Raw genomic sequence first — 24319 nt, forward strand, 5'->3', positions numbered from 1 at the left:
CATATGGTAGGGAGCCATTATTGGATGGGTCAGGGCGCGCGATTATATAGCAAACCCACTTTATACACAACTAAGCTTCTGTATTTACATAGCGTAAAACCAGCATTTCTTGACAGAAACTATGCATACACCTAGCATGCGCTATTCTTGATTCCTTTAAGTTAGTAGCAGCCATTACTTATTATGCAGCCTCACCAGTTCAACCCTGTAATAGAACCCCAATTTGAAGCCGTAAACGATTACATCATTAATCACCTAGGCTCTAACGTACCTCTGGTAGAAAAAATTGGTCATTACATCGTTGAAAGCGGTGGAAAACGTCTTCGTCCGTTACTCGTATTGCTTGCTGCTAATGCTGCAAATTATCAAGGCGATAAGCACATCCCGCTAGCAGCGATTATCGAATTTATCCACACAGCCACGTTGCTGCACGATGATGTAGTTGATAATTCTGACCTACGCCGCGGCAAGGATACCGCTAACGCAAAATGGGGCAATGCACCAAGCGTATTGGTCGGTGATTTCCTTTACTCCCGCGCATTTCAGGTATTAGTAGAAATTGGCTCAATGCCAATTATGGAGGTTATCTCCAATGCGACGAACGTCATCGCTGAAGGCGAAGTTCTACAGCTACTAAACACCAAAAACCCGGATACCACCGAGGAGGCCTACATGCAGGTTATCCTTGGTAAGACCGCCATGCTGTTTGAAGCCGCTACCGAAGCAGGCGCGATTCTTGCCGAAGCCTGCAAAGAAGAACAGGAAGGCTTACGCCTGTATGGCTTACATCTAGGAACAGCTTTCCAACTTATCGACGATGTCATGGATTACTTATCCACAGCAGAAGAGATGGGCAAGAACGTTGGTGATGATCTGGCCGAAGGCAAAGCAACCCTGCCACTCATTCATGCAATGCGTGCTGGTAACGAAGAACAACGCAAACTAGTTCGCCAAGCAATTCGCAAAGGTGGTCTAGACGATCTTCAACCGATTATGGATATCGTAAAAGAGACTGGCGCTATCGAATACACCCAAGAGAAAGCTCAAGGTGAAGCAGATAAAGCGATTGCAGCACTTGATGCACTAAAAGACACATCGTTTAAAGAAACGTTAATTCAAATTGCCAACTTGGCAGTGAAACGTAAAAGTTAAGTATCCATATCTGTGCACTTAATTACCATCAATTAAGTGCACAGCTAACGCCGCTTAGTCGCTCAGCAACCAGATCACTTCCTGCCTATCACCGTCTACAGCTTCACCTAACCGCTCCACTTTGAAACGTTTACCAAACAAGCTCTTTACCTCTTCGCCAGAAACATTGAACGGCGGTCCTTGCGGGCTATCAAATTCCAAGGTCACCAGCAAAACTTTTACACCCTTTGGTAACAGTTCAATGAGCTTATTGGCGTAATCAGCTCGCATATCCTTGGGCAAAGCCACCAAAGCCGCACGATCATACACACCCTTTACATCCACTAAGCTTTCTTTGCTCAGCGCAAAAAAATCACCACAAAGAAGACTTAGCTTTTCGCATCTATGTGACACAAATTTTCCAACATCACCTTTTCCAGCAACCAGGTCATTTTCGCTAAAGAAGTCTAAACAAGCATTTGGGTTGAGCTCTACACCCAATACATCATGACCACAATCTCGAAGCCAGAGCATATCTTTGCTTTTACCGCACAAAGGGACAAAAACCTTGCTACCACTTACTAAATCCAACTCTCCCCAGTAAGACGCTAAATATGCATTAACCTCTTCTTGATGGAAGCCTATACGCCCTTCGGACCACTTTTGATGCCAAAAATCATGTTCCATTTCGCCTTTTACACCCTAAGTCGTAAACTTTTTATTCAATAAACCTGACACAGATCGTGCCTAGTGGCATTCAAATCTGTATAATTGCGCGATATTTTGACTTATAAAAACCTGGATAAACAGAAGCTAATGACAAGACCTTCCTCTTTTAATCGCGATGAGCTGCTGTCTTGCGGCCACGGCGAAATGTTTGGACCAGGCAATGCGCGCCTACCAATTGGCAACATGCTAATGATGGATCGCATCCTGGAAATCACCGAAGACGGTGGCGAATTCGGCAAAGGCGAGATTATCGCTGAGTTGGATATCAACCCAGATCTTTGGTTCTTCGGCTGCCACTTTGAGGAAGACCCAGTAATGCCAGGCTGTCTAGGTTTAGACGCTATGTGGCAGATTGTTGGCTTCTTCCTTGGCTGGAAAGGCAACCCAGGCCGCGGTCGTGCATTAGGTTCTGGCGAAGTTAAGTTCTTCGGCCAGGTACTACCGACTGCCAAGAAAGTTACTTACCGTATCCAGCTTAAGCGCGTAATTGAGCGTAAGCTAGTTATGGGCATCGCGGACGGCAGCATGTCCGTTGATGGTCGTGAAATCTACACAGCGAAAGATCTACGTGTAGGTCTATTCACATCTACAGAAGATTTCTGATCTATTAAGGCCCTGAATTCAGGGCCTTTCTTCTATTTTCCATCTACTTTTTTACGAATTTAGTGGCAAAACACTACTGATTCACGGAAAATAAGCACCTTAAATTAGAAAAAGAGAGAGAAGCACATGCGTCGCGTTGTTGTTACCGGTATGGGTATCGTTTCTTGTCTGGGTACAGATAAAGAAACCGTTCTGGAATCACTGCAGCAGGGTCGTTCTGGTATTAAATTCCAAGAAGACTATAAAGAGCGCGGTTTCCGTAGCCAGGTAGCCGGCAGCATCGATATCGATTTCTCTGAGCAAATCGACCGTAAATTGCTACGTTTCATGGGTGATGCAGCAGCATACACTTACATTGCAATGAAAGAAGCAATTGCAGATGCAAACCTAGCTGAAGACCAGGTTTCCAACGAGCGCACTGGCCTTATCGTAGGTTCCGGTGGTGCTTCTGCTGACAACATTGTTGAAACTGCCGATATAACTCGTGAGAAAGGCGTTAAGCGCGTAGGTCCATACCGTGTAACTCGCACAATGGGTTCTACTGTTTCAGCTTGTCTAGCGACACCTTTCAAAATCAAAGGTGTTAACTACTCTATTACTTCTGCTTGTGCGACTAGTGCTCACTGTATTGGTAACGCAATGGAGCAGATCCAGCTTGGTAAGCAAGACGTAGTATTTGCAGGTGGCGGTGAAGAACTTCACTGGGTACAAACTGCAATGTTTGATGCTATGGGCGCGCTATCTAGCAAATACAACGAAACACCAGAACAAGCTTCACGAGCATACGATGCAAACCGTGATGGCTTCGTTATCTCTGGCGGTGCTGGCATCCTAGTTATCGAAGAATATGAACACGCTAAAGCTCGTGGCGCTAAGATCTACGCTGAACTAGTTGGTTACGGCGCAACTTCTGATGGCTACGACATGGTTGCTCCTTCTGGCGAAGGCGCTGCTCGCTGCATGAAGCAGGCAATGGCAACTGTAGACGGCAAGATCGATTACATCAACGCACACGGCACTTCTACACCAGCTGGTGACATGCAAGAGCTGAAAGCGATGAAAGAAGCCTTTGGCGATGACATGCCAACGGTTACTTCTACTAAGTCTCTATCTGGCCACTCTCTAGGTGCAGCAGGCGTACAAGAAGCTGTTTACTCTCTTCTTATGCAGGAAAACAACTTCATCGCAGCATCTGCAAATATCGATGAGCTAGATCCAGAAGCAGAAGGCCTACCAATCGCTAGCGAGAAGCAGGAAAACGTAGATCTACAACGCGTTATGTCCAACAGCTTCGGCTTCGGCGGCACTAACTGCACATTAGTATTTGAAAAACTGGAAGACTAATCAGTCTTCTAGATATAAAAAAAACCGCCATTCGGCGGTTTTTTTATATCTGAAATTTGGCTTAGGCTATCTCTAGCGCTTTCATATGTTCTTCTAACCAAGCCACCATATCTTCATGGATTTCATCCACTGTACGGCCTTCTACAGGAATTGGCTCGCCCACATGGACTTGCACAGTACCTGGGATCTTCGCAAAGCTTTTGCCTGGCCAATAGAGCCCAGCATCATGAATCATTGGGATCACCGGCACACCCGCACTTAACGCCAGCATCGCTCCGCCTTTGTTAAACTTACCCATTTTACCCACAGGCACTCGCGTACCCTGGGGGAAGATAATCACAGGAATATCATCTTCTAAACGAGATTTACCCTCCGTTAAAAGCTGCTTAAGTGCACCACGCCTTTGGCTACGATCAATCGCTATAGGATTCAACAGGCCTAGCGCCCATCCAAAGAAAGGAATCTTAAGAAGCTCTTTTTTAAGCACTGTACACTGCGGGCGGACCAAGGTTTGTAAAAACAGCGTTTCCCACTCACTCTGATGGTTAGCCACAACAACATAAGCGCCATCTGTAGGCAGATTTTCACGCCCAGTAATCTTTACACCCACACCACAACACAGTTTTAACCAAAAGATATAAAAGTAGTTAATCAGAGTGACAAATTTAAAGCGTTGCTGGAAATTCAATAGCGGCGAGATGATTAAACTCAGTGTGGCATGCACAATGGTTAGAGGGTAAAAGCCTAAGTAATAAAACACTGCACGTAGATAGTGCAGTGGATTCGCTTTTTTAGACATACTTAACCCCCAGTTACCGGCGGGAAAAATGCAACCTCATCACCAGCAGCTACTGCGGCCTTCTCGTCACACATCTCTTGGTTAACAGCCATCAATATAGGCGTATCAACCAGAATCTTTTGCCACTGTTCTCCGTGAAGCTCAACTAGCTGATTTAGCACTGCAGATACATCAGCGGGCTGACTCACTTCGATAGATTCTTCAGCTACACCTAAACGCTCGCGCAAGCTGGCGAAATACACCACTTTAACCATGATTACTTCTCCACCTTCCAGTGACCGCTTTTGCCACCTTTCTTTTCCAATACTTTAACTGCGCTCATAACCATGCCTTTATCCACAGCCTTGCACATATCGTAAATCGTCAAACCCGCAACAGATGCCGCCGTTAGCGCTTCCATCTCCACCCCCGTCTGACCTGCCAACTTGCAGGTTGCCGTAATCTCAACGACATTACGCTCGGTATTAGGATGAAGATCTACCGCAACTTTACTCAACATCAATGGGTGACAAAGTGGAATAAGATCACTGGTACGTTTTGCTGCCTGAATACCTGCGATTCGTGCAACCGCTAAAACATCACCCTTTTTGTTACCACCTTCCGTGATTAACTTCATGGTATCAGGCAGCATTTCAACTTCTGCATAGGCAGTGGCTTCACGAAAAGTCACCTGCTTTTCGGAAACATCCACCATGTTAGCGTTACCCTGGTCATCCAGATGGGTTAAACGACTCATAACTACTCCTGTGTTTGCGTTGCCTGATTTAGAACAGGGTTAGCGTACATCTGACGAAGAATATCCTGCGCACCGCCTTCAACACTGTTAATACGCGCTTCTAAACCAGCCTTCTGATCAGCAGTAGCATCATCACTACGACCTGCTGCAATCAGATTAGATGGGTGCAAATAGTAATTTTCATGAATTTGACGATCGATCTCAGCCGCTAGCTCTTCAGGCGTATCGAAGTCAGCATCGATAGGATCACCAAAAGCGACATGCACATGCCCTTTATCACCGGTAATGCCTTTCACAATACTTGCAATATCTTCGTACTGAGACTTTTCATAAACACCATCAGTTGCCTTAGCATGCAGCTCATTCGCTTTTAAAGCATCACATGGATCGTATTCATAAGAGATTGAAACCGGCACAATATTCAGACGCTTAGCCTGTTCAGCAAAACTGCGCGATTTACGATGTGCCATATAAAGCATCTTCAAAATGGCTGGATCTGTCGCATCATTACCATCTTTTGCGCGGCCTTCTCGCTGTGCTAACCAGATAGAATGACCACTCAAGATACTATGATCGATATAAGAAGATAGCTGCGTTAGCGCTTTCATCATTTCACGCCCTGTCGCAGAACGATTCACAATAAAGCTCTTATTCAAACGCATAATGTCTGAAACATAAGGCTTACGAAGCAGATTATCACCGATCGCAATCCGAACTGTATCCATGCCGTACTGATGGCGAACCCAATTGACGAAGGCTGGGTCCATTGCGATATCTCGGTGGTTTGAGATAAACAGGTAGGATTCTTCTGGATCAAGCTCATCTATACCACTACAAGTCAGCTTAGTGGTCGAACGGCCAATCATCTTCTTCATATAGTTAGCCACCAGCATCTGAAACTCATAGACACTGTCGATCTCACCAATCTTGGCAGCCAAGGCAATACGAACAAATGGTTTTAACAACCATCCGATACTCGAGGATAATTTAGGAAACTGGTAACGCGTAACAGCGGTCAGGAATTCATCATTGTGAAGAATATTAAGGAGTGCATCCGCCACTTCACTATCGTTGAACGGTCTGATCTCTTTATACGGATCCTGCTGATCTGTCATTCTTTCCTCGAAAGCTCTACTAAAAAGGCCGTTATTTTACCGTTTTCTCACGCAAACTTCAGGGAAATTAAATGTAATTAACCGAGAAGTTCAGAAAACGGGATGAATCCGACCAAATCGCCCTCATCTACAACTGTCTGAGGAGGAATAACAGCAATACCATTCGCCCAACTAGCAGACATCAATACACCGGAACTCTGATTTGCGAACGGCTGTAAACACCCATCCTCAAACCGAACTCGCAGATATTCTTGGCGCTGAATAGCTCGTTTTCTCTGGAAGCCAGCCGGCACTGACAGCTGCAGTGGCGGCTCGAATGAAGCTCCCTGCAATTTAAGCAAGAAGGCCCTCGCCAACAAACAGAACGTTATCAATGTCGACGTAGGATTACCCGGCAAACCAATAAATGGCGTACCTTTGACCTGCCCATAGGCAACAGGTTTTCCTGGTTTGATCTTGATCTTCCACATATCCAACTGACCAAGATGCTCAACACAAGATTTGACATGATCCTCTTCACCCACAGACACACCACCGGTACTGATGATGGCATCTGCCGATGCAGCCGCTTTTTCCAATGCTGCTAACGTCGCTTCACGCGTATCTGCTACACAACCTAGATCAACAACCTCCATACCTAGACCCTGTAATAGACCAGTCAGAATATAGCGATTAGAGTTATAGATCTGCCCTGCACCAAGAGGAAGGCCTGGCTCTACCAGCTCATCACCTGTGGATAAGATCGCAACCTTGAGGCGCTTATATACAGACACAGAAGACAAGCCCACCGACGCTAATATCCCTAGATCAGCGGCTTGCAAACGTGTACCTATTGCGAGTACCTGGCTACCAGCCAAAATATCTTGGCCAGCACTGCGGACATTATCACCAACCGGCACATCTGCAGGAAAAACAACCTTATCCCCCTCAAGGTGAACATCTTCCTGCATAACAACTGCATTGGCACCTTGAGGAATCTCTGCTCCAGTAAAAATACGTGCACAGGTACCTGCAACTAAAGGCTGCGGAGGCGTACCTGCAGGGATCCTTTGGCTCATTTCTAAGCTTGTATTAGCACCCAAATCAGCCGTATTAATTGCGTAACCATCCATACTGCTATTATCAGCCGGAGGGACTGACACAGAAGCGACCGGAGCTTCAGCTAATACGCGCCCTAAGGCCTCTGCAACAGGCACAATCTCAGTCACTACAGAAACATGCGCTCCAGCTAAAAGGCGCTGCAGCGCTTCATCAAAAGGGATCAAACCAGGTTGAGAATCACAGCTTCCCATTTTCTTACCTTAAGCGTTATCTTCTTGATGCTTCATGATCAACGAAGCAAAATTGCAAGGCTTATGACGATGATCTAACTGCTGCGCAATCACATCATCCCAACCAGTACGGCAAGCACCTGTAGAGCCTGGCAGACAGAAAATCACGGTACCATTTGCAAGACCACCTAACGCTCTGGACTGAATGGTAGAGGTGCCGATCTGACCGGCAGAAACTTGACGGAAAAATTCACCAAACCCTTCAATAGATTTATCAAACAAAGGAGCCATCGCTTCTGGCGTAGAGTCGCGACCCGAAAAGCCTGTACCGCCCGTGGAGATAATTACATGGATATTTGAATCAGCAATCCAACGCGATGCAACCGCTCGCATCTGGTAGACATCATCTTTAACTATTTCACGTGCACCAAGTACGTGGCCTGCAGCCTCTAAACGATCAACCAAAGCTTGCCCAGAGGTATCTGATTCAAGAGTACGGGTATCAGATACAGTTAATACGGCAATATTTAGCGGAATAAATTCCGCTCTGGCAGGAGTATGGGACATGAGTATTTTCCTTAATAAGAAAGTACGGGAGCAAGGACAACGATGAACTCGTTTAGCCCCCTGTCATATTCATAAAACGAATGATTTGTGGCTCATCATCTAAATCAAATTCGTGCTTCTCAGGCTTCAAATCCATAGCATCGATAATAACCTGCTTCAGTTTTTCCTGATCATTAGGGTGAGCACGCAATGTTTGTAGAAGATCAACAGAGTGTTCGTTACCCAGACAAAGCAACAAGCGCCCTTCAACGGTTACCCTGACTCGGTTACACTCAGAGCAGAAGTTATGGCTATGAGGTGAGATAAAACCAACGCGGCTTTCGCTATCGGTCATGCGATAGTAACGGGAAGGCCCAGCAGTCCGCTCTACAGTCGGCTGCAGTTTGTATTTCTGCTCAATAATCGCGCGAACTTCATCACTTGAGCAGTAAACCTCACCACGATCATGTTCGGAAATTTGACCTAAAGGCATCTCTTCAATAAAACTAACATCAACGCCTTTATCACGCGCAAAATCGACAAGATCGAGAATTTCGTCATCATTGCGGCCTTTCATAACGACCGCATTCAACTTAATACGATCAAACCCTGCTTCAATAGCCGCATCAATGCCTGCAAGTACTTTTGGCAATTTGCCAATTCGGGTCATCGCTTTGAAACGATCTTCACGCAAACTATCGATACTGATATTAAGACGATTAACGCCAGCATCTTTGAGATCCTGAGCCATATGAACAAGCTGAGAACCATTGGTAGTGATCGCTAATTCTGAATCTAACTGACCTACGCTGCGCATCAGTTTCATGACATCACGACGAACCAACGGCTCACCACCAGTCAAGCGGATCTTCTTTACACCTAAGCTAACAAAAGCTTGGGCGATCTGATCAATCTCTTCGAGTGTAAGTACTTGAGCATGCGGAAGAAAAGTCATCTCTTCAGCCATGCAATAAACACAACGAAAATCGCAGCGATCAGTTACAGACAGTCGAATATAATCGACAGTTCTGCCAAAACGATCTACCAGCGCTTGCGTATCATCTTTAGAATTGGCCATGGTTTGTCAATGGAGCATGTAATTTATAATTTTATCGCACTAAAATAGCACAAATTCATTTCAACAGCAGTTAGACCAATTTTCATAGGAAACCTAATGTACTTTGCCATTAAGCACATCCATTTAACCTGCATAGCCCTAAGCTTCGTACTCTTTCTATTACGCGGTGGCTTGGCACTATTTTGCCCAGAAAAACTAGAAAAACGCTGGTTAAAGATCGTACCACATATTATTGATACCGCACTGCTGGTCAGCGCACTAACGCTCGCGGTAATGATTGAGCAATATCCGTTTGTCCATCACTGGCTAACAGCTAAAGTGATCGCTTTGGTGCTGTATATTGGTTTAGGAACAATCGCCATCAAACGCGGTAAAACCAAAGCCATTCAAGCAACAGCACTAGCAGGCGCTCTGTTTACTTTCATTTACATTGCAGCCGTTGCGGTTTCTAAATCCCCAATGCCTTGGGGTTAAGAAATCTATAGCACTTGGCGGCTAGGATGATGGATAGATATCTCGCATCAACCATTGCAACTCCTGTCGCCAAGGTCTCTGCCTTATCCCAAATACACTCAATAATTTTTTACACATTAAAACAGACGTATTTGGACGTAATGCCTCTGTGACGTAATCTTTACTCGATACTGGGACCAACTTTTCCACATCGAGGTTTTCGTACTGACCTGCAGCAATCAGGATTTCTTTGCAAAAATCGTAACGATTGATCACCTCAGCTCCACAGTAATGGTAAGTACCCCAAGCATCTGCACCATTATGAATTTGCTTTAATACAGCGAGAATAACTCGGGCCACATCAGATGCAGAGGTAGGACAGCCCTTACGATCTGTTACAGCTTGTAGCTCTGATTGTTTCTTAGCCGCCTCAAGCGTTCGCAAAACAAAGTTATTCCCTTGGTCGCTAAACAACCAACTAACTCGCAAGATAATATGCTTCGGCAAAGCTTGACGGAGTCTCTCTTCACCTTGCCACTTACTATCACCATAGATTCCTAAAGGTGCGACCTCATCCTCTTCGGTGTAGCCGCTGGCATAGTGGCCATCAAACACGTAGTCAGTGGATAAGTGAAACATTGGGATAGACAGGTCACCACAAGCAAACGCTAAGGCCTCTACTGCATCAGAGTTAACCGCATAACAAAGCTCTGATTGTGACTCTGCTTCATCGACATCATCAAACGCAGCGCAGTTCACAACATAATCTGGTAGATGATGAGCCAGTTGCTCAGAGATCTGCTCTGGATCAGTAACATCTAACTGAGATTTTCCCAAAGCAATAACTTCAAAAAAGCTATCCGCTTCCACAGCACGCGTCAACGCGCTCCCCACCTGCCCTTGAGCTCCGGTAATTAAAATCTTAATCGGCTTCAAAAGTAGATCTAGCGCCATTTTCAAACTCTCCAGCAATCTATCATAACTGAACGAGTCCAAATGCTTGCATCTTAGGCATTACGTGCTCCCCCATCATGTACAACTAATCAAAATATACCCCAATCCCCCAACATCGAGAAGCATACCTTTCCTCTTGCTTATTCAGCTGTACAAATCATGAATAAAAAGAACACACACGAAAACCATACACGCGTTTGAATTCAAATAAGAATACCCATATAAGAAATACGTATAAAGACCGCAAAGCAACAACAAATAGTTGTTTATTATGTAAAAATCCAAAAAAACTCAGTATATATAAGATTTAACATTGATTGACATAAACAAGAAACAATCAAATACTGTTTGAAAACTTAAAGGACAAATTCCTTTTCTCGACGATAAACGGCAAACCATTGGAAACGATGAGGCGCAAAGTCACCGGCCTAACGCTCAAAAAAGAGTCACGGCAGCGGAGCTACCGAATGGAGAAGTCATCATGACTGGTAAAAAAACAATTAAGCCCTCCCCATCTACCTCTTTAGATAAATCAATAGAGCCATCTAAACCTTATTCCGCTACCACAACCGAAGAAACTGAAACTACTTCGAAAATTAGCAGCCCAGGCCATTCAGTTTCTGAAGTAAAAGGCTACGAGAAAGCCAAATCATTCACACGAGAAGATGACGCCAAAAGCTCACCAAAAGAGCACACCTTCAGTGGCAAAGAGATTTATGCCGATGAAAGCGATGATCGCATAACAACACGTGGAAAGGATGATTACATCGATGCCGGCGACGGAGATAATTTTGTCCGTTCAGGAAACGGAGATGACTCTATTACCACCGGAAATGGAAAAGATAAAATTTTTTCAGGCAAAGGTGATGACCTTATTAAGGCTGGCGACGGCAACAACCTTATCAAGTCAGGCAGCGGCCATGACACTATTATATCTGGGGAGGGAAAAGATAAAGTTCTTGCCTCTCACGGGGATGATATTATCGATGCTGGCAATGGCAATAACTTTGTTCACGCGGGCTCCGGAGACAATATAGTCCTTACAGGAGATGGCAAGGACCGAATAATCTCTCTCCACGGAGATGACGTAATCGACGCAGGTGACGGCAACAATTTCATCAAAACAGGTCACGGCAATGACACCATCTCTTCAGGCTTAGGTAACGACAAAATTATTGCAGGACAAGGCGACGATATTATTGATGCTGGCTCGGGTAGCGACAAAGTTAACGCAGGTAAAGGCAACGACTCCTTATTTTTTAATATCAGTGACAACTCAGGCGAAAATAACTACTACAACGGTAGCCAAGGTGTCGATACGCTTACCCTACAAATGACCCACAGCGAATATGAAACCTACCAAGAAGAGCTAGCAGAACTATCTAAATGGGCGGCAAATAACGCCATAAGCAAAAGCGAAGGAAAAGGCTCTCATGATGGCAATCATCAACCCGTTTTTGAAACATCTTTCGGCCTAAAACTCAGAAGTATCGAAGAAATTAACATCGAATTTACTGATTCTGAATATCCTGAAGTTGAACTACCTCCAGTAGAAAGTGAAATTGAAGCGACTATCACTGGTGAAGGCCCTATCCCACTGAAAAACGTCGATGTTTCTTTAGTTGAAGGCTCTCAAATCACCTTTGATGTTGAAGTGAGCGTTGAAGAGCTACCAGCAAAATATGACGTATTTATGCTACATGATCTTTCTGGCTCCTTCTGGAACGATCTACCTAACGTTCAGGCTCAGTTCTCAGGTTTATATGACAGTCTAACTGCCGACGCTGATGTTGCCTTTGGTGTAGGCAGCTTTGTCGATAAACCAATGGAAACCTTTGGTTCAAGTTACGACTATGTCTACAACACTGATCTAAGTGTCACCTCCGATAAGGAAACCATTCAAACAACATTGGATAACCTTCGCACCTCTTCTGGCTGGGATTGGCCAGAATCACAGATGGAAGCACTAGTACAAACCGCTCTTCGAGAAGATGAAATTGGCTTCCGTGACGGCGCCCAGAAATTTGCCGTGCTATTCACAGATGCACCGTACCATAAAGAGGGCGATTACGAGACCACATCTGTTTACGACAGCGAAACGGGTACGATGACAAGCGTTGCAGTTGCTGACAACGATTATGATACCGAGTTTGAAGTCGAAGATTACCCGGACCCAGCCGTAGTTGGCCGCATGCTGATTGATGCAGGTGTCACTCCAGTCTTTGCAGTAACAGCGCCATATATCGATATGTATCAACAACTAGTGGATGAATGGGGTGTCGGCATAGTTACCGAGCTAACCTCTGATAGTTCTAACATTGCAGACGCAATAACTAACGGCATTACCGAAGCCCCCCTTAACCTTGAGCTTGAGGCTCTGGGCGATGACTATGGTTTTGTCTCCAGCGTTGAACCTCCAATCTACGAAAACGCCGAGCCTGGCAGCTATAACTTCACGGTGACTATGGAGATCCCTGAAGAGAGTGAAAGCTATTCTTCTGATAGCATCACTCTTGAAGTAACTGGATATGGCGAAGTAAATGTTAACGTCGAAATTGATAAAGTCGATATTACTGGCGATAGCACTAACGACACCCTAACGGGTGATGCTGGCCCCAATGCCATCTACGGCATGGAAGGTGATGATACCCTGATTGGTACCGGCGGCAGCGACCAACTATTCGGCGGCAGCGGGTATGACACCCTCACTGGCGGTCTAGCAGACGATGAGCTGACAGGGGGCTCAGGAGACGACGTCTTTGTTTTTTCCAGTGGCGATGGCAGCGACACTGTAACCGACTTCTCGGAAGGCGATCTTCTTGACCTACGAAGAGTAAGCAGTATTGAAAACTTTGCGGACGTTGAAGCTGCTGCGACTCAGGTTGAAGCCGATACAGTGCTGGACTTTGGCAACGGCGACAGCATTACCTTGTTAGGCGTTAATGCCGAAACACTGTCTGAAGACTCTCTAATAATATAGCCCCCTTACCAGAGGGAATCCGCCCTTACCGATTCCCTCTGGTTCCTTTCCCTGCTATCCCGGAGAGCTACCATGACTTCTTCCCCCCCCAAGACAGAAAGTTCTTTTATCAAAAGCACGTTGTCGAAAATCAAAGGCGGCTTAAAAGCTGTGCTCTTATTCAGTTTTTTTATCAATCTACTGATGCTGGCTGCCCCACTGTACATGCTACAAGTATTTGACCGCGTTTTAGGTAGCGGCAGCACTGACACCCTGATCTTCCTCAGCATTGCTACCATACTGGCCATTGCCACTTTAGCCGGCCTAGAACTTACTCGTGGCAGAATCATGCTTAAGCTCGGCATCTGGCTAGAGCAAAACCTGACTCCCAATGTTTTTACACAAAGCATTATGGAAGCTTCACGTAATAGCAAAAGCCAAACAGCCCAAGGTTTACGTGACGTCGCTATTTTAAGAAACTTTTTAACCGGTTCTGCCATTTTCCCAATCATGGATATTCCATGGCTACCTATATTTTTGGGTTTTATCTATCTGCTTCATCCCCTGCTGGGCATCATCGCAACCGCAGGTGCCCTGCTGTTATTTAGCCTAGCAGTCCTGAACGATCTACTCTGCCGCAAACAATTACAGTCATCATCAAATGCATCTATAACCGGCCTGCAACAAGCGGAATCAGCCCTACGCAATGCCAATGTCGCTACAGCAATGGGGTTTACAGATAACTTGGTTAATCGCTGGCAAAAACAAAATACAGAAACACTTTATCATCTTGCCGAAGCAAGCAAGATCTCAGGACTTCTTACCTCTGCATCCAAATTTATTCGTTTAGCTGTGCAGATAGCCATCATGGGAGTTGGCGCTTGGTTAGTTCTTGCAAGTGAAATGACGGCTGGCGCAATGGTTGCGGGCTCAATACTGCTTGGCCGAGCCTTAGCCCCAGTCGATCAAGCAATGGGATCATGGAAAAATGCGATCGCAGCAAAAAGCGCCATGACTCGCCTAGAAACCCTCTGCGAAATAACAAAACCAGCAGAAACCGGTATTCAATTACCCGATCCTCAAGGTTCGGTAAAAATAGAGAATATGGTGTTTGCATATAGCCGAGAAAGCGAACCAACCTTTAGAGGCTTAAACCTGAAGCTCCAAGCAGGCGAATCCCTGGGCGTCATTGGACCGACAGCTTCAGGCAAATCAACACTAGCAGAACTGCTCACAGGAAACTTAATACCTGAATCCGGTCATATCCGGTTTGATAGTGCCGATATACATCGCCTGAACTCAGCAGATAGACGCCAGCTAATCGGTTATCTGCCACAAACAATTCAACTATTCCCCGGCACCGTAAGTGAAAACATCGCCTGCATGGGTGAGATCGACGCCGACGCCGTCGTCAAAGCAGCACAACTGGCCAATCTGCATGACACTATCCTTAGCTTGCCAGAAGGATACGAAACGGAGATTGGAGAATCAGGCACCGTGCTCGCTGGAGGTCAGAGACAACGCCTAGCCCTAGCACGTGCCCTGTATGCCAATCCTAAACTACTGGTATTGGATGAGCCCAACGCAAGCCTAGATTTTTCTGGTGACGCTGCGCTAATCAATAGTTTGAAGTCCCTAAAACAACAAGGCACGACCAGCATCATCATTACTCATCGCCCTAGCATTTTAAAACACGCCGATAAAATTTTGGTGCTGTACCCAGGCGGTAAGTACGAAATTGGTAGCAGAGAGCAGATGTTTAAAAAAGTCACCGCCTCTGATAACACCCAACAGCAAACTACAGCACAGGAGAAGACTCATGCAAACATCCGCCCTGTCTGAAAACAACGGTCCCGATTTTAAGAGCCCGTTATTGTGGGGTTTTGGCACCCTTACAGTATTCCTTGCCTCATTCTTTATCTGGTCGGTCACAGCCAAACTGGACAGCTCTGCTATCGCCTCTGGCATTATTTCTGTCGAATATGGTCGTAAGACTGTCGCCCACCTTGAGGGCGGTATTGTTGGCACACTCCAAGTAAAGGAAGGCGAGCAAGTAAAAGCAGGCCAAGTATTAATTACCCTTAACAATGAAAATTCACTCGCGACTTACCAACTTCTGAAAGACCGGATACTAGTCGCCCAAGCACTAAAAGCGCGACTGGATACAGAATACAACGGCCTAATCCATATTACTTTTCCAGACTCCTTGCACGCCGAGGGTGATAAAGAAGTTCTGGAAGCAATCCTAAATAGCCAACGCAAAATATTTAGGTCACGCCAAGAAAGTTTGAACACAAAAAAGCAGATCCTAACGCAACGAATCACCCAATTAGGCTCAGAAATCAAAGGTCTCGAAGGACAGCTTAATAGCGAACTTAAACAGTCCCAACTACTCCACCAAGAATTTCGACTGATTGATAAGATGTATAAAGAAAAAGTGGTTGATAAGCCCCATTGGCTGCAAATACGCCGCAAGACCCATGAAATTGATGGCAAAATTAATATGCACCGTGCGCAGATTGCCAAAGCAGAACAAAGTATTGGTGAGACTGAGCTAAAAATTCTTGAGATCGATTCAAATCATAATAAAGAGGTAGCGGAGGAACTCAGAGCAGTTGAATCTGAGCTATTGGATCTAAACAACCGTCTTCAAGCAGCACTCGATGTTCACAACCGCAGCACAATCAAAGCGCCAATTGATGGCATTGTCGTTGGTTTAAAAATTAACACCCCCGGAGGCGTTATCCTTCCTGGTGAGCCGCTATTAGAAATAGTCCCTGATCATGAAGGATTGATTATTGAAGCCAAAGTAAACCCTAATGATATTGATGTTGTCCATCAAGGCATGCTCGCGCAGATGCGATTAACCGCGTTCAATCAGAGAACCACCCCTCTGCATCAAGGAACAGTTGAGACCATTTCAGCGGATCACATGACAGATGAGCTCACTGGGGAAAACTACTATTTAGCCAGAATTAAGCTTGATCAAGCTCAATCCAGCCAATTACTAAGACCCGGCATGAAAGCAGAAGTGATGATTATCACCGGTGAACGCACATTTATGAATTACTTATTAGAACCTATTACTAATAGCTTCAATAAAGCATTCCGAGAAACATAAAGATAGACACCCTCAAAGCCCATAGCCATTGAGGGTTTCCATCGCTAACTGGGCAAAGGACTTTCAATAAAGGGATTTAACACGCCACACAGGAGCAATGCAGACTAACTGTATAATTTACCCTTAGGCTTTTACTGCTTTCTTTGCGTTTTAATATACGCCGAGAAGTCATCAAAGCCTCCTATATGCTGATCGTTTATAAAAATTTGAGGCACGGTTTTACGTTGAGTCCGTTGCACCATTGCGGTCTTCAATTTTGGCTTACCAGTTATTTCGATTTCGTTGAAACTCCAACCTAAGTTTTTCAACAAGCGTTTGGCTGCAATACAATATGGGCAATAACTCATGGTATAAATTTCGACTGACGGCATTTTTTAACTCCTAAACATCATTCTGTGTGTATTTATGCTGTCACTAAATTTACCCGTAAAACTTCTGCTATAGATCTCCAAAGATCCACAATAACCGTCCAAGCATCCAAAATAGATTTGCGCTCCCAACCAAGCCCTGTGAAAGGTCTAAAACGAAAAAACCTCGCAATGCGAGGTCTTTATCGATCTATCCAGCTCTACAAATATTAGAACGGGATGTCATCATCAAAATCATCAAAACCCGGTGCCGCTTGAGGTGCAGGCGCCTGTTGCGGTGCTGGAGCAGGACGCTGCTGAGGAGCTTGCTGAGGCGCAGCTTGTGGAGCCATCTGCGGTGCCATTTGTGGAGCAGGTGCTTGCTGCTGTTGTGGCTGTTGCGCATAACCACCCTGTTGTTGCTGAGGAGCATAGCCACCTTCGTTACCGCCACGACTATCAAGCAACTGCATTTCGCTTGCTACGATCTCAGTCGTGTAACGGTCCTGGCCACTTTGATCCTGCCATTTACGGGTACGCAACGCACCTTCAACGTAAACCTTGCCGCCTTTACGCATATACTCGCCAGCGATCTCCGCTAGACGGTTAAAAAATACCACACGGTGCCATTCAGTACGCTCTTGCTGCTGGCCCGTCTGCTTATCTTTCCATGATTCAGACGTTGCGATGGTTACATTAGTTACAGCATTGCCATTTGGCATATAACGTACTTCTGGATCTCCACCCAGATTGCCCACCAAAATTACTTTATTAACACCACGTGCCATTTTCTTTCTCCAAAAATCTTTTCTCACGTCAGATTGATAAACCTGCGCGTATAACAAGCAAGCTTAACATGCGATCACCCTCTCGCCCACTCTTATCCCATAGAGATTTTATCGTTCAGAAAAGCTACAGCAGCCACGAAAAATCTCTATAATGGTACGTTTTGTTTTCCACATCTGAGAGCCATTATGGATAAGATTCAGGTCCGGGGTGCGCGTACCCACAACCTTAAAGATATTGATCTTGAGATCCCCCGAGACAAACTCATTGTTATTACAGGGTTATCCGGCTCAGGTAAGTCTTCACTGGCATTTGATACGCTCTATGCAGAAGGTCAACGCCGCTATGTTGAGTCTCTCTCGACCTATGCTCGTCAGTTCCTATCGATGATGGAAAAACCCGATGTTGATCATATCGAAGGCTTATCCCCTGCGATTTCAATTGAACAAAAATCAACATCTCACAACCCGCGTTCGACTGTTGGTACGATCACCGAAATTTACGATTACTTGCGCTTATTGTTTGCCCGTGCAGGCGAGCCTCGCTGCCCGGATCACGATCTACCCCTTGCAGCACAAACAATCAGCCAGATGGTGGATCAAGTACTCGAGCTTGAGCAAGGCAGTAAATTAATGCTGCTATCACCTGTAGTACAAGGCAGAAAAGGTGAGCACTTACACACCATTAATAACCTACGGGCTGAGGGCTTCATTCGCGCAAGAATCGATGGAATTGTCGTTGATCTTGATAGCGCACCAGAGCTAGATAAAAACAAAAAGCACAATATTGAAGTCGTTATTGACCGTTTCAAAGTTCGCGATGATCTACAGACCCGATTAGCCGAGTCATTCGAAACCGCTCTTAACCTCAGCGACGGGATTGCCAAAGTTGCTTATATGGATGGTGACGCTGACGAATTAATCTTCTCTGCTCGCTTTGCCTGCCCAGAATGTGGACATAGTATTCAGGAACTCGAACCGAGACTATTTTCTTTCAACAATCCTCATGGTGCTTGCCCAAGCTGTGACGGCTTAGGAGTTAAGCAATACTTTGATCAATCTAAAGTAGTTCACGATTCAAACCTAACACTATCCGAAGGCGCGATTCGGGGCTGGGATCGCCGCAGCTTGTATTATTTCCAGCAGCTTAAAGCGGTAGCAGAGCAATACGGGTTTGATATGGATACACCATTCAAATCCCTGAAAAAATCAGAACAAGATCTTATTTTGAATGGTAGTGGCAAAGAAACCGTCACTTTCCGCTACCTAAATGATCGCGGCGACATTATTAATAAGGCACACCCTTTCGAAGGCGTGCTGAATAATTTACAACGCCGCTATAAAGAAACCGAATCCGATACCGTTCGCGAAGATCTCGCCAAATATCTAAATATGCAGCCGTGCTCGTCCTGTAACGGCAGTCGCTTACGTCGCGATGCGAGGCACGTATATATAGATCAGCAGACACTCCCTGATATCGTTAAGAAACCGATTGGTGAGAGTTTAGAGTACTTCGAGAATCTTCATCTAACAGGTAAACAAGGTGAGATCGCTGAAAAAATTCTCAAAGAGATTCGTGAACGCCTAAGATTCCTAGTTAATGTTGGCCTTGAATACCTATCGCTTGATCGTAACGCAGACACACTATCGGGTGGTGAAGCACAACGTATACGTCTAGCAAGTCAGATTGGTGCTGGCCTTGTTGGGGTCATGTACATTCTTGATGAGCCATCGATCGGTCTACACCAACGAGACAACGAGCGCCTGTTAAAAACTCTGGTCCATTTGAGGGATTTGGGTAATACGGTCATCGTTGTTGAACACGATGAAGACGCAATTCGTCTGGCAGACTATGTCATTGATATAGGCCCTGGTGCCGGTGTGCATGGTGGGCAAGTCATTGCTGAAGGTACGCCAGATGAGGTCATGGCAAACCCCGCCTCTATTACAGGTCAGTATTTAACTGGCACTAAAGAGATCGCTGTACCTGAACAGCGTCATCCAGCTGATAGCAAGAAGCAGCTATGTCTTAACGGTGCAAGTGGTAATAACTTAAACAATGTCGATCTTAAGATCCCTGTAGGCTTACTAACCTGCGTTACCGGTGTATCTGGCTCGGGCAAGTCCACTTTGATCAATGGTACGCTTTATCCAATCGCTGCAACTGAACTCAATAATGCGACTACGTTGGATCCTGCACCGCATCAATCTATCGAAGGTATCAAGCACTTCGATAAAGTCATCGATATCGATCAAAGCCCAATTGGCCGCACACCGCGCTCTAATCCAGCAACTTATACAGGTATTTTTACACCCGTACGTGAACTGTTTGCTGGTACGCAAGAGGCGCGCTCACGAGGCTATAAACCAGGACGCTTTAGTTTTAACGTCAAAGGCGGCCGCTGTGAAGCTTGCCAGGGTGATGGTGTCATCAAGGTAGAGATGCATTTCCTCCCTGATGTATATGTGCCTTGCGATGTTTGTAAAGGCAAACGCTACAACCGTGAAACGTTGGAGATAAAATACAAAGGCAAGAATATCCATGAAGTCTTAGATCTTACGGTAGAAGATGCGCGAGAATTCTTCGATGCGATTCCAGCACTGGCTCGTCGTCTACAGACCTTAATGGATGTGGGTTTGTCCTATATCCGCTTAGGTCAAGCTGCAACGACACTTTCTGGTGGTGAGGCGCAGCGCGTAAAACTAGCCAAAGAGCTATCTAAACGTGATACAGGTAAAACCCTGTATATTCTTGATGAACCGACTACAGGCCTGCATTTTTACGATATTCAGCAGTTACTGAACGTACTCTATCGTTTACGCGATCACGGCAATACAATTGTAGTGATTGAACACAATTTGGATGTGATCAAAACAGCCGATTGGATTGTAGATTTAGGACCTGAGGGCGGCGTAAAAGGCGGAATTATCATTGCTGAAGGCACACCTGAAGAAGTGGCTGAGAATCCCGCTTCGTATACGGGCAGGTTCTTAAAGCCAATGCTTAACCTAAAATAAACAGGTTAAGCATTTAGATAAAACAAACAAAAAGCTTATTTAATGTTGCCAGTGAACACCTTCTTTGATTTTCTTAGAAGGTGCTCCAGCAATGATCACATCTTTCTCGGCAATTGATCTAGTTACCGTAGTATTTGCAGCAACTATACAGCCATCTTCAATCACAGAGTTCTTCAATACAAAGCTTCTGGCACCAAGCCAGACATTGTTACCTATGACCACTCTATCTTCGATATTGATCTGATCACCTGATTCATCGAATATTGCATGCTGGTCAGTGTCCATGACCACAGATTCCCAAGCGAACATACAGTCGCTGCCGATAGACATCTGTTTTTCGCAGATAATCGTGTTATCACCTGTGGCGATAAAATTGGCGCCCAGATCCAAATCACCGGCAACAATTAACCGTGTTCCTTTACCTATCTTAACTTTGCCATTAACAGTGAAATCACCATCAATTTGGAGCATTGTTCGACTGAAGCGATAGTCAATCATATCTGCCCCAGTGAAGCCGATGCGAACCAAGCCAGTTTTAACTTTTTCTAACTTAACCTTACCATTTAGTGAGATGAGTTTAGTTCTATTTGAAACAATGATAGGAAGCTTGATAGCTTGATCAAAAGGTAATAGCCGCAAGTTAACGTAAAGACTTTTTGGAATCGCAGCTATGTAGCGAATCAACTTAACCAATTTATCAGTATTCATTACACCTAAAACCTATCATCGAACGATCAATGTGAAGAGTAATAGTAATGTCTTTTCTAAATTTCAGGCAATAAAAAACCCGGCATAAAGCCGGGTTTTTTAAGATCAAGAAATCTTAATCTTCTGCTTCGTCAGCAGCTTCTACAGCTGGACGATCAACTAGCTCAACGTAAGCCATAGGAGCGTTGTCACCTGGGCGGAAACCGCACTTCAGGATACGAACATAGCCACCAGGACGCGCGTTGTAACGCGGACCTAGTTCGTTGAATAGTTTACCAACAGCAACTTTGCTGCCAGTACGTGCGAATGCCAAACGGCGGTTCGCTACAGTGTCGTTTTTAGCCAGTGTAATCAGTGGCTCTGCATAGCCGCGCAGTTCTTTAGCTTTAGGCAGAGTTGTACGAATCAACTCGTGCTCAAACAAAGATACTGCCATGTTTTTAAACATAGCTTTGCGGTGCGCACTGGTACGGCTTAATTTACGACCAGATTTACGATGACGCATGATAAATCCCTACCAAACCAGTCAGTTGTTATCGCCGAATCAGGAAGCGACTTTATCGTCGTTCTTCAGGCTAGCCGGTGGCCAGTTCTCAAGACGCATACCTAGGGACAAGCCCTTAGATGCAAGTACGTCTTTGATCTCTGTCAACGACTTCTTACCCAAGTTCGGAGTCTTAAGCAGTTCAACCTCTGTACGCTGAATCAGATCACCAATATAGTAGATCTGTTCTGCCTTCAGACAGTTGGCGGAACGTACAGTCAGCTCCAGATCATCTACAGGACGCAGAAGAATTGGATCAATTTCCGGCTCTTCTGGTTCATCCTTAGCTTGATCAGCACCATCTTCCAGATCAACAAACACAATAAGTTGTTGCTGAAGGATAGTAGCCGCACGACGGATAGCTTCTTCTGGATCAATGGTACCGTTAGATTCGATATCAATAACCAGTTTATCCAAGTCAGTACGTTGCTCTACACGCGCGCTTTCTACTACGTAAGAAACGCGACGTACTGGGCTGAAAGTAGCGTCCAGCTGTAGACGACCGATTGCACGAGTCTCTTCTTCATCAGAAACACGCAGATCAGCTGGAACGTAACCACGGCCACGACCAACAGTTAGCTGCATGTTTAGACTCGCACCTTCATTAAGGTGAGCAATAACGTGGTCCGGGTTAGCGATTTCAACATCCTGATTCAGTTGAATATCACCAGCAGTTACAGGACCTGCTTCAGATTTGCTCAGAGTCAGGGTTACTTCGTCGTTGTTGTGCAACAACACTGCAACCCCTTTCAGGTTCAGGAGGATCTCAATTACATCTTCCTGAACACCTTCAATTGTGCTGTACTCATGCAAAACGCCTTCAATCTCAACTTCTGTTACGGCACAACCCGGCATAGAAGATAAAAGAATGCGGCGTAATGCATTGCCCAGCGTATGGCCAAATCCACGCTCAAGTGGCTCTAGAGTCACTTTAGCGCGCGTTTTGCTGATTTCTTGTACGTCAATATGACGTGGACTTAGAAACTCATTTACCGAACGCTGCATATTTCCACCAAATTAAAGTTAAAATTACTTCGAGTACAGCTCTACAATTAGCTGTTCGTTGATATCTGCGGACAGATCAGAACGCTCTGGAGTGGCTTTGTATGTGCCTTCCATTTTTGCAGCGTCTACATCAACCCACTCAACTGCTGCACGTTGACCAGCTAGTTCTAGAGCGTTTTTAATACGCAACTGAGATTTAGCTTTTTCACGTACTGCTACAACATCACCTGCTTTAACTTGGTAGGAAGCGATGTTCACAACCTGACCGTTAACAGTGATTGAGCGGTGAGATACGATCTGACGAGATTCGGCACGTGTAGAACCGAAACCCATGCGATATACAACATTGTCCAAACGACCTTCTAGCAGTTGCAGAAGGTTTTCACCTGTTGCACCGCTACGACGAGCCGCTTCTTTATAATAACTGCGGAACTGACGTTCCAGTACGCCGTACATACGACGAACTTTCTGTTTTTCACGTAACTGCAGGCCGTAGTCGGATAAACGACCGCGACGAGCGCCGTGAACACCAGGGACAGTCTCAGCTTTACACTTGCTGTCCAGTGCGCGAACACCGCTCTTTAGGAAAAGGTCAGTACCTTCCCTACGAGACAGTTTGCACTTTGGTCCAAGATAACGAGCCATATTACCGTCTCCAGATTAAACGCGACGTTTCTTCGGTGGACGACAACCATTGTGAGGGATTGGCGTCACGTCAGTGATATTTGCAATTTTGTAGCCTACAGAGTTCAGAGCACGAACCGCTGATTCGCGACCTGGTCCTGGGCCTTTTACAAATACGTCTAAGTTTTTCAGGCCATATTCTAATGCAGCCTGTCCAGCGCGCTCAGCCGCAACCTGAGCAGCGAAAGGGGTACTCTTGCGAGAACCACGGAAGCCTGAGCCACCCGCAGTTGCCCAAGAAAGAGCGTTACCCTGACGATCGGTAATTGTAATGATCGTATTGTTAAAAGAAGCGTGGATGTGGGCGAACCCATCCGCTATTTGCTTCTTCGCTTTTTTGCGTGTGCGATTACCTGGCTTTGCCATATTCGGAATTCCTATCGCTTACC

General features: G+C 45.4%; 24 protein-coding genes and 1 riboswitch. Of the genes, 8 read left to right on the forward strand and 16 right to left on the reverse strand.

What is annotated here, in order from left to right; genetic code table 11:
• Positions 1–183: 183 nt before the first annotated feature.
• Positions 184–1152 (forward strand): octaprenyl diphosphate synthase, encoded by a 969-nt coding sequence (gene ispB, locus ACMXYN_RS16330; RefSeq protein ID WP_415892740.1) that lies wholly within the window; start codon positions 184–186, stop codon positions 1150–1152.
• 54 nt (positions 1153–1206) lie between these two features.
• Here the strand turns inward: ispB and ACMXYN_RS16335 are convergent, their stop codons facing one another.
• Complete coding sequence (locus ACMXYN_RS16335; protein ID WP_415892741.1) at positions 1207–1818, reverse strand: thiopurine S-methyltransferase; 612 nt, start codon at positions 1816–1818, stop codon at positions 1207–1209.
• Positions 1819–1947: 129 nt separating this feature from the next.
• Between ACMXYN_RS16335 and fabA the strand changes: the two genes are divergently transcribed.
• Positions 1948–2463 (forward strand): 3-hydroxyacyl-[acyl-carrier-protein] dehydratase FabA, encoded by a 516-nt coding sequence (gene fabA, locus ACMXYN_RS16340; protein WP_415882704.1) that lies wholly within the window; start codon positions 1948–1950, stop codon positions 2461–2463.
• Positions 2464–2589: 126 nt separating this feature from the next.
• Entirely contained in the window at positions 2590–3807 is a 1218-nt protein-coding gene (gene fabB / locus ACMXYN_RS16345) for a beta-ketoacyl-ACP synthase I (RefSeq protein WP_415892742.1), read from the forward strand.
• Between the two features lie 61 nt (positions 3808–3868).
• Here the strand turns inward: fabB and ACMXYN_RS16350 are convergent, their stop codons facing one another.
• From ACMXYN_RS16350 to moaA, 7 genes are all read right to left on the reverse strand, one after another.
• A complete protein-coding gene (locus ACMXYN_RS16350) occupies positions 3869–4606 on the reverse strand; it encodes a lysophospholipid acyltransferase family protein (protein WP_415882706.1) in 738 nt (245 codons plus the stop codon).
• 2 nt (positions 4607–4608) lie between these two features.
• Complete coding sequence (gene moaD, locus ACMXYN_RS16355) at positions 4609–4860, reverse strand: molybdopterin converting factor subunit 1 (RefSeq protein WP_415882707.1); 252 nt, start codon at positions 4858–4860, stop codon at positions 4609–4611.
• 2 nt (positions 4861–4862) lie between these two features.
• Positions 4863–5342: a cyclic pyranopterin monophosphate synthase MoaC gene (moaC, locus tag ACMXYN_RS16360; RefSeq protein ID WP_415882708.1), complete on the reverse strand. Its 480-nt coding sequence runs from the start codon at positions 5340–5342 to the stop codon at positions 4863–4865.
• A 2-nt stretch (positions 5343–5344) separates the two neighbouring features.
• Positions 5345–6457 (reverse strand): 1-acyl-sn-glycerol-3-phosphate acyltransferase, encoded by a 1113-nt coding sequence (locus tag ACMXYN_RS16365; RefSeq protein WP_415892743.1) that lies wholly within the window; start codon positions 6455–6457, stop codon positions 5345–5347.
• 77 nt (positions 6458–6534) lie between these two features.
• Complete coding sequence (gene glp, locus ACMXYN_RS16370) at positions 6535–7749, reverse strand: gephyrin-like molybdotransferase Glp (RefSeq protein ID WP_415892744.1); 1215 nt, start codon at positions 7747–7749, stop codon at positions 6535–6537.
• 9 nt (positions 7750–7758) lie between these two features.
• Positions 7759–8295: a molybdenum cofactor biosynthesis protein B gene (gene moaB / locus ACMXYN_RS16375; protein ID WP_415882711.1), complete on the reverse strand. Its 537-nt coding sequence runs from the start codon at positions 8293–8295 to the stop codon at positions 7759–7761.
• Positions 8296–8347: 52 nt separating this feature from the next.
• Positions 8348–9352, reverse strand: a complete 1005-nt coding sequence (gene moaA / locus ACMXYN_RS16380) for a GTP 3',8-cyclase MoaA (RefSeq protein ID WP_415892745.1) — start codon at positions 9350–9352, stop codon at positions 8348–8350.
• Between the two features lie 96 nt (positions 9353–9448).
• Here moaA and ACMXYN_RS16385 point away from each other — a divergent pair, with 96 nt between their 5' ends.
• On the forward strand, positions 9449–9826 hold the full coding sequence (locus ACMXYN_RS16385) for a SirB2 family protein (RefSeq protein WP_415892746.1): 378 nt from the start codon (positions 9449–9451) through the stop codon (positions 9824–9826).
• 21 nt (positions 9827–9847) lie between these two features.
• Here the strand turns inward: ACMXYN_RS16385 and rfbD are convergent, their stop codons facing one another.
• Positions 9848–10759, reverse strand: a complete 912-nt coding sequence (gene rfbD / locus ACMXYN_RS16390) for a dTDP-4-dehydrorhamnose reductase (RefSeq protein ID WP_415892747.1) — start codon at positions 10757–10759, stop codon at positions 9848–9850.
• A 379-nt stretch (positions 10760–11138) separates the two neighbouring features.
• Positions 11139–11227: riboswitch (cyclic di-GMP riboswitch) on the forward strand.
• A gap of 13 nt (positions 11228–11240) precedes the next feature.
• Here rfbD and ACMXYN_RS16395 point away from each other — a divergent pair.
• From ACMXYN_RS16395 to ACMXYN_RS16405, 3 genes are all read left to right on the forward strand, one after another.
• Complete coding sequence (locus tag ACMXYN_RS16395) at positions 11241–13739, forward strand: hypothetical protein (RefSeq protein WP_415892748.1); 2499 nt, start codon at positions 11241–11243, stop codon at positions 13737–13739.
• A 72-nt stretch (positions 13740–13811) separates the two neighbouring features.
• A complete protein-coding gene (locus ACMXYN_RS16400) occupies positions 13812–15560 on the forward strand; it encodes a type I secretion system permease/ATPase (protein WP_415892749.1) in 1749 nt (582 codons plus the stop codon).
• The gene (locus tag ACMXYN_RS16405; RefSeq protein WP_415892750.1) at positions 15538–16839 is read left to right on the forward strand and encodes an HlyD family type I secretion periplasmic adaptor subunit; all 1302 of its coding nucleotides are present in this window, start codon (positions 15538–15540) and stop codon (positions 16837–16839) included. The genes ACMXYN_RS16400 and ACMXYN_RS16405 overlap by 23 nt, the downstream gene beginning before the upstream one ends.
• A gap of 131 nt (positions 16840–16970) precedes the next feature.
• Here the strand turns inward: ACMXYN_RS16405 and grxC are convergent, their stop codons facing one another.
• Together grxC and ssb are read right to left on the reverse strand one after the other, a co-directional pair.
• Positions 16971–17210, reverse strand: coding sequence for a glutaredoxin 3 (gene grxC / locus ACMXYN_RS16410; protein WP_415892751.1), 240 nt, complete (start codon positions 17208–17210; stop codon positions 16971–16973).
• Between the two features lie 206 nt (positions 17211–17416).
• On the reverse strand, positions 17417–17974 hold the full coding sequence (gene ssb, locus ACMXYN_RS16415) for a single-stranded DNA-binding protein (RefSeq protein WP_415882716.1): 558 nt from the start codon (positions 17972–17974) through the stop codon (positions 17417–17419).
• A gap of 186 nt (positions 17975–18160) precedes the next feature.
• Between ssb and uvrA the strand changes: the two genes are divergently transcribed.
• Positions 18161–20989 (forward strand): excinuclease ABC subunit UvrA, encoded by a 2829-nt coding sequence (gene uvrA, locus ACMXYN_RS16420; RefSeq protein WP_415892752.1) that lies wholly within the window; start codon positions 18161–18163, stop codon positions 20987–20989.
• 39 nt (positions 20990–21028) lie between these two features.
• Here uvrA and ACMXYN_RS16425 read toward each other — a convergent pair whose 3' ends face one another.
• The 5 genes from ACMXYN_RS16425 to rpsK all read right to left on the reverse strand — a co-directional run bounded on the left by ACMXYN_RS16425 (position 21029) and on the right by rpsK (position 24296).
• On the reverse strand, positions 21029–21697 hold the full coding sequence (locus ACMXYN_RS16425; RefSeq protein ID WP_415892753.1) for an acyltransferase: 669 nt from the start codon (positions 21695–21697) through the stop codon (positions 21029–21031).
• A 115-nt stretch (positions 21698–21812) separates the two neighbouring features.
• Positions 21813–22202, reverse strand: coding sequence for a 50S ribosomal protein L17 (gene rplQ, locus ACMXYN_RS16430; protein WP_415882719.1), 390 nt, complete (start codon positions 22200–22202; stop codon positions 21813–21815).
• Positions 22203–22241: 39 nt separating this feature from the next.
• Positions 22242–23246: a DNA-directed RNA polymerase subunit alpha gene (locus ACMXYN_RS16435; RefSeq protein WP_415882720.1), complete on the reverse strand. Its 1005-nt coding sequence runs from the start codon at positions 23244–23246 to the stop codon at positions 22242–22244.
• 24 nt (positions 23247–23270) lie between these two features.
• Complete coding sequence (gene rpsD, locus ACMXYN_RS16440; protein ID WP_415882721.1) at positions 23271–23891, reverse strand: 30S ribosomal protein S4; 621 nt, start codon at positions 23889–23891, stop codon at positions 23271–23273.
• Positions 23892–23906: 15 nt separating this feature from the next.
• Positions 23907–24296 (reverse strand): 30S ribosomal protein S11, encoded by a 390-nt coding sequence (gene rpsK / locus ACMXYN_RS16445; RefSeq protein ID WP_415882722.1) that lies wholly within the window; start codon positions 24294–24296, stop codon positions 23907–23909.
• Between the last annotated feature and the right edge of the window lie 23 nt (positions 24297–24319).

Source organism: Neptuniibacter sp. PT8_73, from assembly GCF_047778045.1.
Taxonomy (GTDB): Bacteria; Pseudomonadota; Gammaproteobacteria; order Pseudomonadales; family Balneatricaceae; genus Neptuniibacter.